This is a genomic window from Raoultibacter timonensis, assembly GCF_900240215.1.
In the GTDB taxonomy this organism is placed as follows: Bacteria; Actinomycetota; Coriobacteriia; order Coriobacteriales; family Eggerthellaceae; genus Raoultibacter; species Raoultibacter timonensis.
This window is the reverse complement of sequence record NZ_LT964679.1, coordinates 1948302-1965615: the sequence shown is the minus strand read 5'-3', so window position 1 is coordinate 1965615 and position 17314 is coordinate 1948302. Positions and strand designations below refer to the sequence as shown.

Genomic DNA, 17314 nt, shown 5'->3' with positions numbered 1-17314 from the left:
CAACGGACTTGGCGGGTGACACATGGGGGAAGATAATGTGAGGCGGTGGCCGTCCTCGGATGTGCTTATGGGAGCCATCGGATACGGCGTCGTCGTTGCTACGCTCTATATCATGCTTTTCGGGAACGCGTTTGCCTTTGCGGGTGCGAATGACGATGCCGCTTACGCCTCTGGCTTGGCAAGCCTGGCGGCAATCCTCTTGTGCGTCGTTGCTTCCTTGTGGGGTAGCGACTGGCTGACGAGGCTCGGAACGAGAAAGCTGCTGTGGCCGTCTAGCTGCATATTGATGGCGGCGTACGGTGCGGCTGCTTGGGCCAGTTCGGCGGGCCTTGCAAGCGAGGCCCTGTCGCTAGGCTTACGTCTCGTTTCAGGCGCAGCAGTCGGGCTGCTCATGGTGGTGTGGTCCGATTACGTTGCCAATCAGACGAAGGCCACGCTGTCGATGTCGTTCGTCATCGCGTTTGCGACGATGGGCGTCGGGATGGTGTCGGTGACGTTCCTGGATCCGTTTTCGGAGCGCATCGCCCTGGCTGCGGCAACACTGCTGTCGGCGGTTTTCTACATGACGATATCGCAGGGCATCAAACCGAGCCGCTTTGTCAGCAGGAAGGAATCGGCCGACACCCTGCATCTGAACATGCGATCATCGGTCTCGTACGCGATAACGGGTCTGGTGATCGGCAACGCCATCTGCCTGCTTTCCCGTACCATGCCCCTGTCGTACGCATTGCTTACTCTCGGCTTCGGCGTCTTGGGATCGGTCGTCGTCTCATGCGTTTTGGTCAAGCTGAAGCGGGGGTCGTGGCTTTTGCTGGGTCCTGTCGAGCGGTTTACATTCCCGGGCTTGATCGCGCTTTTGCTCGTCGCTCCGTATTCGTCGGGAGCTTGGGGAGTCGTTCTTGCCGTTTTGCTGCTCACCATGCTGTTCGTTAGGGACCTTGCCAGGATCGTGAACCGTGCGTTGCTGGCGACGGAGTTCGAGTGCCAGAGCTGCTATCTGTATGCTCGAACCGCATTGCCGTTTTTCATCGGCATCGGCGGCGGTTTTGCTTTGGGTGTCATTGCGAACGCGGCGGTTTTTCCGGTGGCCGAAGTCGTTTGCTCGATCGTGATGGTTGTGTTCCTTTCGGTCGGCATCACGGTTATGCCCTATGGCGCGGATCCCCTCACCATGCCGCTCGCCCAATTGCCGGAAGCGCCGTCGGACGAGAATCGGATTGGCCAGGGGTTGTGGAGGAGGGCGTGTGAGAGCGTAGCCCGCGAAGAGGGTTTGACGCCGCGCGAATGCGATATATTCCAGATCCTCTCGCACGGTCGTTCGGCAAACGTGATCGCGCGAGAGTTGGACATCTCGGTGTATACCGTGAAGTCCCATATGTACAACATTTACCGAAAGCTGGATATCGAAACCCAGCAGGATCTCATTGACCGTGTCGAGGACGAGCGCATGCGGATCAAAAGGGAGGTCGAAGAGCCTCATGTGAGACTCTGATCGGGTTTACGATGCTGTTGCGATACAACGGGGTGCTGCCATGTGCTTAACGTGCAATCCCTACTGCGGTCGATGCCATCCGCCTCGAAAACGGCGTCCGACGACGTGCGCGCAGTGCGGGAAAACGAATGATTTCTCAGACGGCAACCTTGCTCGCAGTACCTGCGAATTTTGCGGTGCCGATCTGCCGGCGGTGCGAACCCAGCCAACGGTTCGCTGCCGCCATACCGGTCTTCTTTGTTCGGAGCCCTGCGGAAGGGCGAAGGAGAAGCCCGAGGACGGGGTGCTGGCCTCCTGCGAAAACCGCGTGCCGCCCCTTTCGGCGGCGGAGTTTGCCAAAACCCTGAAACACGGTCCTTCCGAGCTGTGACGGTGCCCTGAGGCGCAGGTGCTCGGTTCGGGGTCGATCTGAAGAAACGAGGAGGTCAGTTCATGGATGGGAAACTTGCAAAGCGTCTTGCGGGTGCTTTTCTCGTCGGCGGTTGCCTGGGTCTGCTCGGCCAAGCGTTTTATACGCTGTGGCAAGCCGTGCTCGGTTCCGGTGCCGCACTGGCGATGCCTGCTGCGTTGGTGTCGTTGGGCATCGTCGGCGGCGTGCTGTACGTGTGCGACGTGTACCAGAAGATAGAGAAGGTGGGGGCCATTGGGGCTGCCATGCCGTTCAGCGGGCTGGTGTCTGCGGTGGCGGGCATGTTCCTTCAGGGCGCTCGCGAGCGCGGTTTTACCGGGGGGCTTTTCGGTGGGCTGAAGATATTTCTGTACGTGCTGGGAGTGGGCTCCCTGCTTGCCGCCGTCGTCGGCATTGTTGCGGCGCTGTCAATTTAGGAGGTGAACGAGGTGCCATTTTTCGGAGCGTTTATGGTGTGCGGATGCTTATGCGTATGCACCCAGTTGGTCAGCGAGTTCTTTTCCGATGTTGAAGGACCGACGTTGTTTTTGCTCGTGCAGACCGTCGCGGCGCTTCTCGTACCGACGGGGGTCGTTTCCGCGCTGACCGAGTTCGGGCAGGCGGGATTCGTCGTCACCGTATTTGCGGCTGGTTCGACGATATGCCAGGACGTCGGAATCGTTCTGGGTGGCGGCAGCGTGGAGCCTTTGGTGACTATACTGGCTGTATTCGCGGTGGTGGCCGTGGTAGGCATCATCACGGGCGCCGTGTATGCCGTCATCCATCGGGAGCCGAAAGGAAACTGACGGCACCCCGGAAAGCGACGTGCTGCGGCCTTTTTGTTGAACGGCGAGGGCAATCGGAAAGGAAACCAATGGCGAACCATGACTTGACATCGTACGATCCCGTGCGTATCGCGCTTCCGGGCGCAAGCGTTGCCGATGCGGACGTCGATGCCCGCATTCGGGAGATACTCGAGCAGATTCCTGAATACGAACGCGATGATGCGCATGGCCTTTGCATGCGCGATAAGGCTAAGGCATCCGTTACGCTCAGGGAAAACGGCGTGGAAATGCACGGTCTCAACCACGTTGATCTCACCATTACCGTTGGCGACGGGTTTTTCCCCGTCGCGTTTGCCGAGGGAATGCTGGGGATGAAAGCGGGCGATCGTCGGGTGTTCTCGTTCGAGGTTCCCGCTTTAGGCAGCTCGGGAGACGACGGATGCGTATCGGTTATGGATGCCGATATCGAGGTGCGGGAAGTGAGGGGACTGGTTCAGCCGATCCTGTGCGACGAGTGGGTTGCTGCCCACATTCCGCGCATGGGCACGGCGGCCCGCTTAAGGGAAACGGTTCGCGGGGAGCTCGAAGGCGAACGCAGCCGCAAGCTGGCCGATCTTAAGCGGGCGCGTTGCTCCGCCGCGCTGGGCGAGCGCCTGATCGGCGATCCCGACCCCGAAGTGGTCGATCGGGTTGCTTCTCGCATTCGTGAAGACTTTGAGCGGCAGGTTATCCGGGGGGAGGCGGGCGGCCGCTGCGGTCAGCTTGCCCGCCTGAGCGACGAAGAGCGGGAGCGTACGATTACGGCCGAGGCCGCGCGCATCGCGTCGGAAGGCGCGGCGATCGGGCTCATGGCCGAACATTTCGGTGTCGAAGCGAGCGATGACGAGATCGATCGAATTCTCGAGACTTCGCGAGCGGGGAGCGGCGCATCCTGGCAAGCGTTCGGCGAACTCGGGGATCGAGAAAGGATGCGTACGGTTGCGATCTTCGAAAAGACGCTCGATATGGTTGTCGAGTCGGCTATCGTGCTGCAGTCTTCTAACGAGGGGTGAACCGCGCGGCTTGTGTAAATGACGCGAAGCCGTCGCACGAGCCGGGCGGCGCGTCGATGGTAACGGCGATGCTCCGCCCGCGGTCTTGGCAGCCGCTGCGGCGGTTGCTTTGAGCTGCAATCCGCAACCGCCGCAGCATCGCAGGAAAAGCACGCGCGAACGGGCTTTTCCTGCGGGCGTGTACGCGCTATCGGGAGGAGACCGGTTGCGCGGGGTACTTGACGACTGCGCTCTTAGCCGAGGTACGCTCCGACCGACTTGCCGCATTCGCGGCCGAGCGTGATGGCCATGCCGAGGCTGCAGCCGGGAATGGGGGTGATGTACTCGTAGCCGAAGCGGCGGCCGCAATCGTTGCCCGAAACGTAGAGTCCGGGGATCGGCTCGAAGTTCTCATCGAGCGCGTTCTGCTCGCCGTCGGTGATGATGCCGCCGCAGGTGACCATCGTTTCGCCGAGAACCGGATCGAACGTGCAGGCGAAAAACGGCGGTTCTTTTACGGGGAAGAGCACCGCCTTATCGCGTCCGAATTCTTGGTCGGCGCCCGCTTCGCAGTAGGCGTTGTAGTTGTTGATCGTTTCGACGAAGTTCGTTGCCGCCTCACCGGTCAGGCCGAGCTGGCTCGCCAGACCTTCGAGCGTGTCGTCGGCAATGAAATCGATCGTGGTGACCGGCCCCATGCCGCCGCCTTCCCCTTCTTCCTTCTCGGGCTCCTCGTAGGTTCCCTTGAAGATCGCATATGCCTTGTCGAGCGATTCCTGGAGCGAGGCGATGTTCTCCTCGGTGGCCGTGAACCCGGCGTGCTGCGGGATGGTGTACTGGCGGTACTCGGGGAAGTTGGCGTCGCATACGGCGAACTTGGTTTTGCGGCTCTTGTATACGGTGGCGAGTCCGCGCTGCTCGGAGGTGGCGTAGTACTCGTTGCAGAAGCGCTTGCCGTTCTCGTCGATCCAGACGGACTGCGGCAGGCAGTTCATCTTGCCGGGAAGCGAAAGCCCCTTCATGTTCATGCCGGGGATGGGGCAGGTTTCGAGGTGCGCGCCTGCCCAGTAGGCCATCTGCACGCCGCGGCCGTCGTTTGCCGACATGGAGGTGAGCTGCTCGTCGCCGACGAGCGCGTGGTACATGTCGGGCATAAGGTCGGCCATCATTTCGGGGTTGCCGCCGAAACCTCCGCAAGCGATGACGACAGCTTTGGCGTTGAGCTTCAGGTTGCCATCGGCGTTTTTAGCGGCAAGGCCCGCCACCTGGCCGTTATCCATGATGACGTAGAGGGCCTCGGTGCCGAAGAGGAACTCGGCACCTTTATCCTGCGCAACGGCGCGGTTGTACTCGTGAATCTTGGTTTGGTTGCAATCGCCGTAGAAGCTGCAGACGCTCGGCCAGAACTTGATGGGACCGATGTTGTCGAGCTGATGGGGGGTTTTGGGGAAGAAGGCCGTCGTCATGGTGGCAAAGTCTTCTTCGGAAAGCTCCGAGAGGTACCAGTCGGAGTTCTCGCCCGAGTGCTGGGCGAATTTCATAACGAGTTCTTGGTTGGGGTAGTTTCCGGTGACGGTCATCCAGTTCTGGAAGAACTCCACGGGGTCGATCTCGGGAACGCCGCGCTCCTTGAGGATGGAGGCGTTGAGCGCTGCGAACTCGTTGCCGACGGCGGCATACGTGTCTTCGGGCTGCTTTTCAACGAGAATCACCTTGTAGCCTTCTTCGGCGAGTTCCCGGCATGCGGTAATGCCGGCGAACCCGTGCCCGCNCCCGCCGCGACGGCCGCCGTCGCTCCGAGGCCGAGAAACGCGCGCCGTGAGATTCCTGATTTCATGATAGCCATGATTCCTCCCTTGTCTCCTTGGTACCGATCGATCTGCGTTCGCTTATCCAATCGGCTTTTTCGGTTTCCGTTGGGAACGAACGCTTCGAGGGCACTCTACGGCGTGCCGCCGTCGGTGAAAATCGCTGCGCTGGGGGAATTTGCTGAAACGAGGTCGCCCGAAACCGCGAGGCAGACGGGACGCGTCCTCGCGGTTTTGGGGTAGTTGCAACAAGGTTGCAGGTGAGAAGGTTGTTTTGCGATGGCAGGCGAAACGGGCGCATGCAGGCGGCAACGAAGCCCGTTTCGAATCAAAGCCTTATTTTGCATGAGATTTACGATTGTGACTCCATGTAGGTAAGAAGCGCAGAATTTGATCTGCGGGTTTCGTGCGGCTGCATATGGTTATCGTGCCATTAATCCGCCTCGAGGGTTCACTATCGCAAATCTCATGCAGGAACCCCCTCGTACAGGAACCTCGCAGAAGCTCTGCGGAACCTCTCGAGAAGGCCCGCAGGAACCCCCTCGCACGGCAACCTCGCCGACCCCATCCTGCTGCCGAACCGATATTGGCATGCGGTCGAACAGGGCAGGGACCGCTGAACCGCCGCCGAACGCCTGCGCGGCCGCCCCGACCTCGGTTGAGCGGCGGACTTCCGGTCATTTGCGATGTTGGGTTCGCTGCGCGATTGGATAAGGCGGCGCATGCGCCCAAACGAAATGGCGTCATGTTTCTTGGGGTATACTGTGGGCGGTAACGACCCTGTGCGACGGAGGTGGAAGCAGTGCGTTTTTCGCAGGAGTTCAAACTCGAAACGTTGGCGTTCATCGCCTTCTTCGCAACGCTGCCGCTCTACTCGCCCAATCTTGTCTTGTTTTCGGAATACGGCGCTGCGGATGCGCTCATGCCGCCGTTCGTGAATACGATGATGGTGGTCGCCGCCCTTACCGGAGCGGCTTCGGCGTGGTTCGCCTTTCGACGCAATGCTGCGCTGTTCGCAACCCCGCAGCTCATCATTTCATCTTCGGTGCTCTATGTCGGCGGGTTCGCCCTCTTCGTTGCGGGACTCGGAGTCGAGGGATTCGGCAACGAAGGCGTGATGATCGCCGCAGGTGTCGCGGTTGCCTGCGGTATGGTTCCCCTCTGCATAGCGTGGGGCACGTACCTTGCCCTGTTCGACCTGCGTCAAGCGTTGTTCTATTTGGCCATCATGGTGGGTGCCGCATCGTTTATCGCGCTTATGCTTTCGTCGGTTGCCATCGAACCCGGGTTGGTGGCGTTTGGGCTGCTCGCGCTGATCGGCGTGGCGCTTCCCTGCGTGAAGGCGGTAGGCGGAAAGCTCGACCGCGGCGGTGCCGACCTTCCGAGCCGCGACGGCGATCGCGAGCTCGGCTATCTTGTCGGCGGCTCGTCCGCCGTTTCGGCCGACGGGAAAACCGATGCCCGCGAGATGCTCGCCAANAGCCAGGCGATCGCGAGCTCGGCTATCTTGTCGGCGGCTCGTCCGCCGTTTCGGCCGACGGGAAAACCGATGCCCGCGAGATGCTCGCCAACGTGCGCAGGATGGCTTCGGTTGCCGCGTTGCCGTTCGCGGGCTTGCTCGTGTTCGCATTCGTGATGGGCGTGCGCAAGTTCATGGTGTTCGATGCGTTCTACGTCGAAACGCTCGGGGGCATCGTGGCTGCTATCGTGGTGCTTCCCCTGAGTCTTCTCAAGATCGACCGGCCGCTCATGTCGTTTGTCTACCAGGTGTTCCTTCCGGTGTGCGCCATCGTGCTCGTCGTGCTCAACGCCTTTCCCTTTGGCACGGTCGCCCAGTGGCTCGCGGCAACGCTCTCGTATGTGTTTTACGGCATCATCGGCATTCTCGCGCTTTCGAGCCTCTGCGCGATGGCCCATGCCCGCGAATTCTCGTCGCCGTTCATCTACGGACTAACGGTTGCGTGCTTCATGGCCGCATCGTTTCTCGGCATATCGTTCGGATCGGTTTCCGCGTTTGCCGAAAACGCGGGACCTATCCTGCTCGTCATCAGCACGATGTACTTCGGATTCGTCGTGTTGGCTCCCTTGCTGTCGTCATGGAGACGGGAGGGCGCATCTGAGCGCGAGGTGCGCAGGGGGGATGGCGGCGAAGCGCAGAGCGAACTCTCGCGGCGTATCGAGGCGGTTGCCGTGCGGTTCGAACTTTCGCCGCGCGAGACCGAGACGCTTTCGTATCTCGGTCGAGGGCACGGCATCGTGTTCATAGCGAAGACGCTCGTCATCTCTGAAAGCACGGTTCGCACCCATGTGAAGAGCATCTACCGCAAGCTCGACGTTTCGTCGCGCGAGGAGCTGCTCGAGCTGATCGACAAGGGGTAGGGGCTCCGTTGCTTCGTTCGAAAGCTAGGATGCGTAGGAGGCTGGCGGGTCGTTCTGCCGATATCGAAGCGTCTTCCTGCGGAAAGCTACGTTCGCTCGGATTCGACCAGCTTGGCATAGTCTTGCCTTTGATGGAACAGATGCGCTACCACGACGGCATCGTCTTCGATGCAATAGAGGAATAGATACCTTCCCACAAGGGCGCAATGGTATCCGAGCTGTGCGAGCTCGGGCATGCGGGACGGCCCGTACGCTACGGTTTTCGAGCAGATGAGATCGAGCTGCAACTCGTACTCGTCTAGGAAGGCTTTTGCGGCATCTTTGCTGTGGCCAGCCAGATAGGCGACTATCTGGCTCAGTTCGCGATCGGCGCTCTCGAGGATACGGGGCCTATAGGTCATAATGCGCTCTCAGCGAGGCGATAGAGTCCTTGGCATTGGCGTGGAAGTTCGCTGCCCGTTCGCGCTCGGCTATCAGCATGCGCTCCATAATACGGTTTTTCGCTTGGAGCTCCCGTATCTCGTCGTAGTCCTTGCTGCGAATGACAACGAACTGATCGTAGCCGTTTTTCGTGACGATGACAGGTCCGGGCGATGTCTCCACAAGCTCGGCGAACGCCGCCGTGTCTCGTAAGTCTTTGATCGGTATGCAAGTTGGCATTGTGCCTCCTTCTAGTTTGACATAATTATAGCATTATCATGTATGCTCGAAAAGCTCGCCGAAACCGCCGGTGCCGTCCTGACTCCCGCGCCATCGCCTTCCGACGCGAAGTCCGAGCAGGTGCGATCGCGTTCGTTTTCCATGAAAAGATGCTCTCGGGGGTTGGTTTGTCGGCGTTACCTAGTACAATAACTAGGTTTGAGTGACGTTCGCCGTTGCCGGAGCATCCGCGTGGCGAATACCAATAGCAACGCTGAGGAGCAAGAACAGATGACGGACTTTATGAACGAGTACTGCATGCACACCGCAACGTGCGGCGAGCTGCGAGCTGAGGATGTGGGCCGCGAGGTCGTGCTGACCGGCTGGGCGTGGCACAACCGCGACCACGGCGGGCTGATCTTCATCGACCTGCGCGATCGTGCGGGCTACACGCAGGTGGTCGTCGACCCCGATTGCGTGAGCGCCGATGATTTTGCGAAAGCCGAGCACCTGGGCCGCGAATACGTGCTCAAGGTCACGGGCACGGTGCGCGACCGCGGGGCCGAGGCAGTGAACCCCAACATGGCTACCGGCGAAATCGAAGTGCTGGCCAGCTCCGTCGACGTGCTCAACACGAGCGTGACGCCCCCGTTCTCCATCGAAGACGGCATCGAAACCGACGAGACCACCCGCATGAAGTGGCGCTACCTCGACCTTCGCCGCCCTGAGATGTTCGATGCGATCCATCTGCGCCATAAGGTCGCCCAGGCGATGCGCACGGCCTTGAACGAGCGCGGCTTCCTCGAAGTCGAGACGCCGATCCTCGCGAATTCCACGCCCGAGGGCGCGCGCGACTACATTGTGCCGAGCCGTCCGAACCCGGGCCGCTTCTACGCGCTTCCGCAGAGCCCCCAGCAATTCAAGCAGATGCTCATGGTGGGCGGTATCGAGCGCTACTACCAGATCGCGCGGTGCTTCCGCGACGAGGACCTGCGCGCCGACCGTCAGCCCGAGTTCACGCAAGTCGATATCGAGATGAGCTTCGTCGAGGAAGACGATGTGCTGAAGCTCATGGAAGACGTGATGGCCGAGGTACTTGCCGCCGTCGGCGTCGAGCACGAATTTCCGCTCGAGCGCATGCCTTACGCCGAGGCGATGGATCGCTTCGGAAACGACCGCCCCGATACGCGCTTCGGCATGGAACTCGTGAACGTGACCGATATCGTGAAGGATTCGGGCTTTAAGGTGTTTTCGAGCGTGGCCCAATCGGGCGGCATCGTGAAGGCCATCAATGCGAAGGGTGCGGGCGATTGGAGTCGCGGCGAGGTCGAGAAGCTCGCCGACATCGCCGCAGAGAACGGCGCGAAGGGCATGGCCTGGATCGCGTTCACCTCCGACGGCAACGAGAAGAGTCCCATCATCAAGTTCTTCTCCGACGAGGAGTTTGCAGCGCTCAAGCGTGCGCTCGACGTGGAGCCGGGCGATCTCGTGCTGTTCGCAGCCGATAAGCCCGACGTGGCGAACGCCGTGCTCTCGGCGTTGCGCCTGCATATGGCCGACGCGCTCGACGTGCCGCGCGAGGGTCACAAGCTCATGTGGGTCGTGAACTTCCCGATGTTCAAGTACGACGAGGACGAGAAGAAGTACGCAGCCGAGCACCATCCGTTTACGCAGATCCGCTACGAGGACGTTGACAAGATCGAGGATGCGCCGCTCGAATGCGGCAGCTACTCCTACGACCTCGTCATGGACGGCTTCGAAGCGGGCGGCGGTACCATCCGTATCCACAACGCCGACATGCAGCGCCGCGTCCTGCGCAGGCTCGGTCTGACCGACGAGGAGATCGACGAGAAGTTCGGCCATCTCATCCACGCTCTCGAACTCGGTGCGCCCCCGCACGGCGGCATCGCGCTCGGCCTCGACCGTTTGGTCATGCTGCTTGCGAACAAGAAATCGATCCGCGACGTCATCGCGTTCCCGAAGACGAGCTCGGCATCCGATCCGATGACCGGCGCTCCGAGCTCCGTCACCGCGCGTCAGCTCAAGGAAGTGAACCTGCGCACGCTGTAGCCGGGCGTTCAACGGGATTTATCGGGGCCGCATCCGCTGGGTGCGGCCCCGTTTCGTTTCGGCGCTCAAAGCGGTCGGGGTGTAACCCAGCGGATGTACCCGCTGAAGCCAATCATGGAATAAACCGAACCAATCGAACCTATTTGTTGAAATAGTATTGCGCGCGGAGCCTTTGATCTTCATGATGAGTCGACTATGCAAAAACCATGCGTGTCGCCCGGGGGAAGTGCGATGCGTTTGACGAGAGAAACGAGACCCGCATGAAGATCATTGCCGACTCTTCGGTTATGTTCGACATCGAGCAGGGAAGGCGGCACGGTATCGAGATCCTGCCCCTGTCGGTCGCCATCGGGAGCGAAACTTGGGCCGAATACGAGCAGATGAGCTCCGACGAGTTCCTTGCGCGCGTGCGGGCCGGAGCCCTGCCGCAGAGTTCTTCTCCGTCTCCTGCGGCGACGCTTGCCGCCTACGAAACCGATGAGGAGGTCGTGCACCTCGCGATGGCGGACGGCTTGTCGGGGGCGTACGAGGTTGCATGCGGCCTCGCGAAGCAGGCGAGGCACCCCGAGCGGATCCATGTGGTCAATTCGAGAACGCTCTGCATTCCCCACAGGGCTTTAGCTCTCTGTGCAGTCGAATTCGCCAAGCAATGCGATAGCGCCGAGGAGGTCGTCAGCCGCCTGCTGCCGATAATCGGCAGCGCCCATTCGTATCTGCTGCCCGAAGATTTCGATTACCTGCGTCGTGGGGGACGGTTGACCCCTTTGGCGGCGAAGTTCGCCCATCTGCTCAAAGCGGTTCCCGTGATGATGCAGACGTCCGACGGCACGCGTCTTGAGCGTTTGACGGTTGCGCGAGGCTTCGGCAAGGCGCTCAATGCCGTTATCGGCGATCTGAGAAAACGCGGTATCACCGATACCAGCTACCTCGGCGTGAGCCATGCCGGCAACATCAAGCAGGCCCGCGTGGCGCAGGAGGCGTTGGCCGAGGCGTTCCCCTCATGCGAAAACGGCCTGTTCGAGCTGGGTCCCGCGTTCATAACGCAGGGCGGTCCCGATTGCATAGCGATCCAGGCCATCGACCTCAAAGCGGTACCGAACCTGCCGATGGGCTAGGCTAACGGCGCACCCGTCGATGTGCGCCGCTCGGGGTGGCGCGTTTACTCGTTCTGGATTGACGAGACGGGCCTTCGCATGCAGGGCGACCGACTGCGGCGAAACGCCGGGCGCGATGTAGGTTGCGCCCGGCGTTTGCTGATGGCAACGCTTTTTTACAGGCTGTCCACGTAGGAGACCAGGTCTCCTACTGTTGCGAGACCTTCGGGCTCGCCGAAGTCGATCTCGCACTTCTCCTCAAGGTCGCAGATCAGCTCGACCATGTCGAGGGAATCGACGCCGAGCGAATCGAACGTGGATTCTTCGCTAACCTGATCGGGTGCGATATCGAGGTTCTCCTGCAGGATTTCCTTAACCGTATCGATGGTGGCCATGTTCGTGTTACCTCCTGTTCTTCGATGCCGTCCATTGTACTAGAGTGCGCTTGCTCGGATGCTGTGAACGTACCGAGGATTACCTGTGTGGCATGCAACGAACATCATTCCCCATCCGTTTGTTTGTCGAGGGCTTGTGTGCGATTCGTGCAAGACCTGTTGGGCCGAACCGCGTTTCAGGTTGTTTTCAGGTGCGGTCGATACAGTTCGAATCGCGTCCGGACGCTCAACGAAGGGACAGGGTATGGACCGAGAGACGAACGAAAGCTGTACGCGCTGTTGCGCGGAAGCGGGCTCGCCGCGCACCGCTCGCTGTACACCGCATGGGCGGCGCGGGGTGTTCTTGAAAGCGGGGCTTGCCTGCATCTTCGCGTCGTCGGCATTCGCTGCCGCGTTCGGCCTCATCGGCGACCCCGTTGCCAGTGCGGCGGAGTTCAGCCTTGCAGATCGTGTGAGCGCCGCAGCGGCGGCAAGCGAAGCCGTGCGGACCGTCGGTTCGGCATCTGCAACCGTAGAGGTTCCATCGCTCCTTCAGAACCCCGAGCTTCCGACCGGATGCGAATCGGTCGCCTTGACCGACGTGCTCCTTTTCTACGGATTCGATCTCGAGAAAACCGACATAGCCGATTGGTGGCTGCCCACAAGCTCGACCGATTTCGTCTTCTCGTTCCTCGGCGATCCCCGCGATGCGGCATCCCATGCCTGCCTTGCGCCCTGCATCGCGCAGACGGCAAACTCCTATTTGTCCGATTGCGGATCGGTTCTTTCGGCGTCCGATACGACCGGCTGGACGTTTTCCGAAGTGCTCGCCAAGGTGGAGAGCGGATGCCCGGTAATCGTTTGGGATACAGTCGACCTCAAAGATCCGGGAGACGAGCCGTATCTGACCCAATGGGAGAACGGCCGCCTGTACGGATTGTACGCGAACAACCACTGTATGGTGGTGTGCGGTTTCGATACCGAGGCGTCGACGGTTACCGTATGCGATCCGCTCGAGGGGATCGTCGATTACGATATGGGCTTGCTGGCCGAACGGTTTGCCGAACTTGGTTCGCAGGCGGTTGTAATCGAATGATGCTCTGCCTCGGCGCACAGGTTCCTTTGAGAAAAGCGAGGCCCGGTCGCCGTCATGGCGCGTCGGGGTGAGCTGGATGGCAAGCTCCTCGACGGCCGTAATCGACGCGAGGGCGCACAGCGCATAGAGCGCTTCTCCGGATGCGTTGGCGGCGAGCGCGAACGGGTAGAGGAATAAAAGCAATCCTGTCGCTTTGTTCCCCACGTATGGATCATGCCGAACATATACGATGCCGAATGAATGCCACGGCGGGGAACGGCAGCGCTTAGCCGATGCCTCTGGGGCATCCGATGCGCCCTATGCTACCATGGGCGCATCGGATGGAAGCGTGCAAGGGAGAATGCGATGTCGATCGCCAGAGTTCGGGACTATTTTCGGGAGCGTGGCTTCGAAGAGCGGATTCGCGAATACGAAACATCGAGTGCCACAGTCGATCTTGCGGCGCAGGCCGCTGGGTGCGAGGCGGCTCGCATCGCCAAGACCCTATCGTTTCATGGGAGCGAAGGCACCGTACTCGTGGTGGCTGCCGGAGATGCCCGCATCGATAACCAGAAGTTCAAAGCTCAGTTCTGCTGTAAGCCGAAAATGCTTGCGTTCGAGGAAGTGGAGCCTGCCATCGGCCATGCCGTCGGTGGCGTATGTCCCTTTGCGGTGAACGAGGGGGTTGCCGTGTACCTTGACGAATCGTTGCGTCGGTTCGAGACGGTGTTCCCTGCGTGCGGCAGCGACAACAGTGCAATTGAGCTTACCATCTCCGAGCTTGAAGATCTTTCGGGCTCTCTCGGCTGGGTGGACGTGTGCAAGATCAGAGAGTCGTAGCTCTCAGGCGGGCGATGCGCTTGGCCAGCTCCTGCTGCTTGGTCGCTTCGTCCAGCGAGGGGTCGACGTAGTCGTCGAATGCGGAGCACGGCATCTCGTCGCACTCTCCGCAGTGGGCGAAGCCTTTGTCGACGACGCAGCACTGGTAAAAGAAGCATCGGTTGAATCCCGATTCTCGGGTCCAAGGCGCTTTCCCCTCAAGTTCGTTGCAGCCAGCGCACGAATGCGGGTATTCGGTGCAGTCTTCGGTGCAGCTCCAGCCGCAGCATGCTAGGTACATGGTGCTCCTTTTCCAGTTGATCGACGGGGCGCGGCAATCCTCGACGGCAAGTGGCGGCCCGCTACTCGGTAATAGCATACCATTATTGCCGTACGCGCGTCTGCCGGGTGCGGGGCATCGGATGTGGGTTACAATCGGGAAAAGGCTCGTTGACGCTGGTCGGATTGGATGGGTGGTATGGCTGAGGACGTGGTTTTTTCGGTGGTTCGCCATGGGCAGACGCTGTTCAACGTATTGCAGAAGGTACAGGGATGGTGCGATTCGCCGCTTACCGAGCAGGGGATCGCAGATGCGCGCATTCTCGGGAAAAAGCTCGCTTCCGTTTCGTTCGAAGCTGCGTATTCGAGCGACAGCGGCAGGGCGGTGGCGACCCTCGGCGAGGTTTTGCGCTTCAACGACGCTGCGCCGAAGCCGCACTCCGATCAGCGCTTGCGCGAATGGTGCTATGGCGATCTCGAAGGCGAATCGGGCATAAGGCTTCACGATGCGCTTGCCGAGGGGTTCGGAGCGGATCTGCCGATGACCGAGCTCAACGGGCTCATGCCCGAGATCGCCGACGTCCTGGCCGATCATGATCGCTCGGGTCGATCCGAGCGATTCGACGCGATCGAGGAGCGCCTGATGTCGTTCTTTCTCGAAGCGGGAACAGCCGCTCTCGACGCGGGCGGCGGCAGGGTGCTCGTGGTGACCCATGCGTTCGTGGTCAAGACGCTCGTGTACCTCTACGCGCGCAACAGGGTGAACGAGAGACCCAAGATCGAGAACCTGAGCGTGACCGAATTGCGATTCGACGGGGATCGTTTCGAGATCGGGGGAATCGGTTTGACGGCGTAGGGAAAGGGGATTTCGGCATGCGCTCGATAGCTCGGAGGATGATCGAACTCGTCCGTTGGGGTATCATAACCCTTTGAGTCGATAGGAGGAAGGCGCATGGTCAGATCGGGCATCCGATCGTATCTCGATGCAGTACGGCAACAGCTAAGCGAAGCACCGGCTTCGTGGCTTGCGTTCGCCGCGCTGCTCGCGTGGATGTTCGGTTTGTATTGGAGCGACCTGTTCGTTGCGCGCGTATCGACTGCGCAGTTCGACTTCCTGCAGCTGCGGGCGTTGTGGCTTGCCGTCGAGGCGGGCACGCTGCTCGTTGCATGCGCGTGCGTGCGGTTCGTTTCCGAGCGGTCGCTTCCCATTGCGGTCGGTGCAGGCACCTGCCTGTTCGCGGGTACGGTGCTCGTCCTGTTTGCGCCCGTCGATGAGGCTTCCGATGCTCTGAGGGTTGCGGGCGTCGCGCTCACCGGCTTCGGAAGCGCGGTGCTGCTGGTGCTGCAGGGCATCGGGTTCGCCCGCAAAGGCCCTAAGCCGCTTCTTATCAACGTGGCCCTCGCCCTGCTCGTTGCCTCGGTTTTCGACTCCGTCCTGCTGTACCTGTCTCCCGACCTTCAACCCATGATCGTTTCGCTGTTGCCGGCTATCTGCGTGGTTCTCCTTGCCGTATCGACGCGCAGCGGCTCGGGCGCTTCGAGCGCGCCTCCGTTAGGTTCGGGCGACCCGAGTGCGGCTCCTTCCGGATCGGCCGCCTCGGATACCGCCCTATCTGGCTTCGGCGCATCTTCGAATCGCGCGATCGCGATCCGCGTCGTTGCCCTGCCGCTGGTGGTCGGGCTCGCTTACGGCCTGATGCAGCGCTTGACCGGTGATGCGTATACCTCCGGAGCCGCCGAGGTGAACATCGCAACCATCGTCTCGTTCTTCCTTTCGGCCGTGTTCATCGCGCTTGCGGCTCTGTTCTTCGATTCTCGCAAACTCATTAAGCTCGTGTGCTTTGTGGCGATTCCCATCATCGGCATCGCATTCGTGATGCTCCCGCTGTTCTCGGACGCGGGCGAGGCCGCGCAGGCTATCTGCATCATTGGATTCAACAGCTTTTACTTTATGGTCTGGGCGCTTTGGGCGGGCGATCAGGGAGGCCTCGCTCTGCCGAAGCGATTCATCCTCGGACTGTTCGTGCTGGTTGGAGCCGAGTCGCTCGGATCGCTGATCGGCATACAGGTCGTAACGGCCGTGCGCGATTCGGGTTCGACTCTGGCCGTGGTTTCTCTTGTGGTCGTATATCTGCTGCTGATGGCGGGGATATTCTCGTTCGATCGCTCGGGCGGTGCGCGGGATGAGCAGGCGCAGCGGTCGATTGCGGCGTCGGACGACCCCGGGGCGAGCGGGTTTCTTGCGGGAACCGATGCCGCCGCACTCGACGGCTGGGCGAAGCGCTTCGGGCTCTCTGCGCGCGAGACCGAGGTGTTCGAGCTGCTTGCGAAGGGGCGCAACCGGGTGTACATCTCGAAGACCCTGTTCATCTCCGACAATACGACGCGTACGCATATGAAGAACGTCTACCGCAAGCTCGGCGTGCACTCGCAGCAGGAGCTGATCGACCTGCTTGAGGGGAAGCGCGCAGGCGAGGCCGCCGAATAGTGGGCGCCGTTGGGGGGGGGGCGGCTGGGCCGAGCTTTCCCTGCCGCGTGCCGCGGTCTTGTTTCGTTGCGGTTCTGCTTTGTCTTCTATGCCGCTTCCGACGACAAGGTTGTCCCGATAATGCGGTTTTACGCGAAAACGGTCCGTAGATGGCGGCCAATCGCCGTTTTGCGAAAAACAGAGAAGCGAGTTAGGCAAGGTCTATTTTGTGACCTGCGGTTTCGCAGGTCAGCGTAACGCAATGGGCTCCGAAACCGCCTTCGAAGGCTGGTTATTTTCGCAAAACGACGATTGGTCGCCAGTGCATGGGATTTTTTTTGACAAAACCTCATTATCGATAAAACCGAGCAGTGACACCCGGAGGCTCCCATTCGCAACCGCTTGCGAATGGGAGAAAAGAGGGGAGGGGAAGGAAGGGGGACGGATCGAAAGCCGAGCCGCAGGTGCAAGCAGTCGCGACGATGGGCGGGATCGGCAAGCGGCCGCATGTCGATGAGGTCGGAGTCGGCAAACACCCGTTGCCTTGCCGCGCTGTTCGGGGTGCAATCGAAGATGGGGCCGAAGCGCGACAAGGCGATTCGGCCCCGATTGCA

The 17314-nt window shown here is 60.7% G+C and carries 16 protein-coding genes and 1 pseudogene; 11 read left to right on the top strand and 6 right to left on the bottom strand.

The window, feature by feature from the left end; genetic code table 11:
* Positions 1-22: 22 nt before the first annotated feature.
* The 4 genes from C1722_RS08710 (at position 23) to C1722_RS08695 (ending at position 3717) form a co-directional block, all read left to right on the top strand.
* Complete coding sequence (locus C1722_RS08710; RefSeq protein WP_102378882.1) at positions 23-1492, top strand: helix-turn-helix transcriptional regulator; 1470 nt, start codon at positions 23-25, stop codon at positions 1490-1492.
* A 432-nt stretch (positions 1493-1924) separates the two neighbouring features.
* Complete coding sequence (locus C1722_RS08705; RefSeq protein ID WP_102378881.1) at positions 1925-2317, top strand: SpoVA/SpoVAEb family sporulation membrane protein; 393 nt, start codon at positions 1925-1927, stop codon at positions 2315-2317.
* Between the two features lie 12 nt (positions 2318-2329).
* Positions 2330-2686 (top strand): hypothetical protein, encoded by a 357-nt coding sequence (locus tag C1722_RS16970; protein ID WP_180995105.1) that lies wholly within the window; start codon positions 2330-2332, stop codon positions 2684-2686.
* A 68-nt stretch (positions 2687-2754) separates the two neighbouring features.
* On the top strand, positions 2755-3717 hold the full coding sequence (locus tag C1722_RS08695; protein ID WP_102378879.1) for a trigger factor: 963 nt from the start codon (positions 2755-2757) through the stop codon (positions 3715-3717).
* A gap of 233 nt (positions 3718-3950) precedes the next feature.
* Here C1722_RS08695 and C1722_RS08690 read toward each other — a convergent pair.
* Together C1722_RS08690 and C1722_RS17875 are read right to left on the bottom strand one after the other, a co-directional pair.
* Positions 3951-5453, bottom strand: a pseudogene (locus C1722_RS08690) (FAD-binding protein); the annotation flags it as partial.
* A complete protein-coding gene (locus C1722_RS17875; protein WP_425319377.1) occupies positions 5405-5533 on the bottom strand; it encodes a twin-arginine translocation signal domain-containing protein in 129 nt (42 codons plus the stop codon). The pseudogene C1722_RS08690 and the gene C1722_RS17875, both read right to left, overlap by 49 nt.
* A 1552-nt stretch (positions 5534-7085) precedes the next feature.
* Between C1722_RS17875 and C1722_RS08675 the strand changes: the two genes are divergently transcribed.
* Positions 7086-7883 carry a helix-turn-helix transcriptional regulator gene (locus tag C1722_RS08675; RefSeq protein ID WP_180995103.1) on the top strand — a complete coding sequence of 266 codons (798 nt, stop codon included), beginning with the start codon at positions 7086-7088 and terminating at the stop codon, positions 7881-7883.
* An 86-nt stretch (positions 7884-7969) separates the two neighbouring features.
* Here the strand turns inward: C1722_RS08675 and C1722_RS08670 are convergent, their stop codons facing one another.
* Positions 7970-8284, bottom strand: a complete 315-nt coding sequence (locus tag C1722_RS08670) for a type II toxin-antitoxin system RelE/ParE family toxin (RefSeq protein WP_102378875.1) — start codon at positions 8282-8284, stop codon at positions 7970-7972.
* The gene (locus C1722_RS08665) at positions 8274-8543 is read right to left on the bottom strand and encodes a type II toxin-antitoxin system prevent-host-death family antitoxin (RefSeq protein ID WP_102378874.1); all 270 of its coding nucleotides are present in this window, start codon (positions 8541-8543) and stop codon (positions 8274-8276) included. Before C1722_RS08665 ends, C1722_RS08670 begins: the two co-directional genes overlap by 11 nt.
* A 270-nt stretch (positions 8544-8813) precedes the next feature.
* Between C1722_RS08665 and aspS the strand changes: the two genes are divergently transcribed.
* Positions 8814-10592, top strand: coding sequence for an aspartate--tRNA ligase (aspS, locus tag C1722_RS08660; protein WP_102378873.1), 1779 nt, complete (start codon positions 8814-8816; stop codon positions 10590-10592).
* 260 nt (positions 10593-10852) lie between these two features.
* Entirely contained in the window at positions 10853-11707 is an 855-nt protein-coding gene (locus tag C1722_RS08655) for a DegV family protein (RefSeq protein WP_102378872.1), read from the top strand.
* A 155-nt stretch (positions 11708-11862) separates the two neighbouring features.
* Here C1722_RS08655 and C1722_RS08650 read toward each other — a convergent pair whose 3' ends face one another.
* Positions 11863-12081 (bottom strand): acyl carrier protein, encoded by a 219-nt coding sequence (locus C1722_RS08650; RefSeq protein WP_102378871.1) that lies wholly within the window; start codon positions 12079-12081, stop codon positions 11863-11865.
* A 244-nt stretch (positions 12082-12325) separates the two neighbouring features.
* Here C1722_RS08650 and C1722_RS08645 point away from each other — a divergent pair, with 244 nt between their 5' ends.
* The gene (locus C1722_RS08645) at positions 12326-13156 is read left to right on the top strand and encodes a C39 family peptidase (RefSeq protein WP_102378870.1); all 831 of its coding nucleotides are present in this window, start codon (positions 12326-12328) and stop codon (positions 13154-13156) included.
* A 345-nt stretch (positions 13157-13501) separates the two neighbouring features.
* On the top strand, positions 13502-13975 hold the full coding sequence (locus tag C1722_RS08640; protein ID WP_102378869.1) for a YbaK/EbsC family protein: 474 nt from the start codon (positions 13502-13504) through the stop codon (positions 13973-13975).
* Here C1722_RS08640 and C1722_RS08635 read toward each other — a convergent pair.
* Positions 13962-14255, bottom strand: a complete 294-nt coding sequence (locus C1722_RS08635) for a DUF3795 domain-containing protein (protein WP_102378868.1) — start codon at positions 14253-14255, stop codon at positions 13962-13964. The genes C1722_RS08640 and C1722_RS08635 overlap by 14 nt on opposite strands.
* Positions 14256-14432: 177 nt before the next feature.
* On the opposite strand from C1722_RS08635, the gene C1722_RS08630 reads away from it, so the two are divergent.
* Together C1722_RS08630 and C1722_RS08625 are read left to right on the top strand one after the other, a co-directional pair.
* Positions 14433-15089 (top strand): histidine phosphatase family protein, encoded by a 657-nt coding sequence (locus C1722_RS08630; RefSeq protein WP_244902501.1) that lies wholly within the window; start codon positions 14433-14435, stop codon positions 15087-15089.
* A gap of 96 nt (positions 15090-15185) precedes the next feature.
* On the top strand, positions 15186-16721 hold the full coding sequence (locus C1722_RS08625) for a helix-turn-helix transcriptional regulator (RefSeq protein ID WP_102378866.1): 1536 nt from the start codon (positions 15186-15188) through the stop codon (positions 16719-16721).
* The last annotated feature ends 593 nt before the right edge of the window (positions 16722-17314 follow it).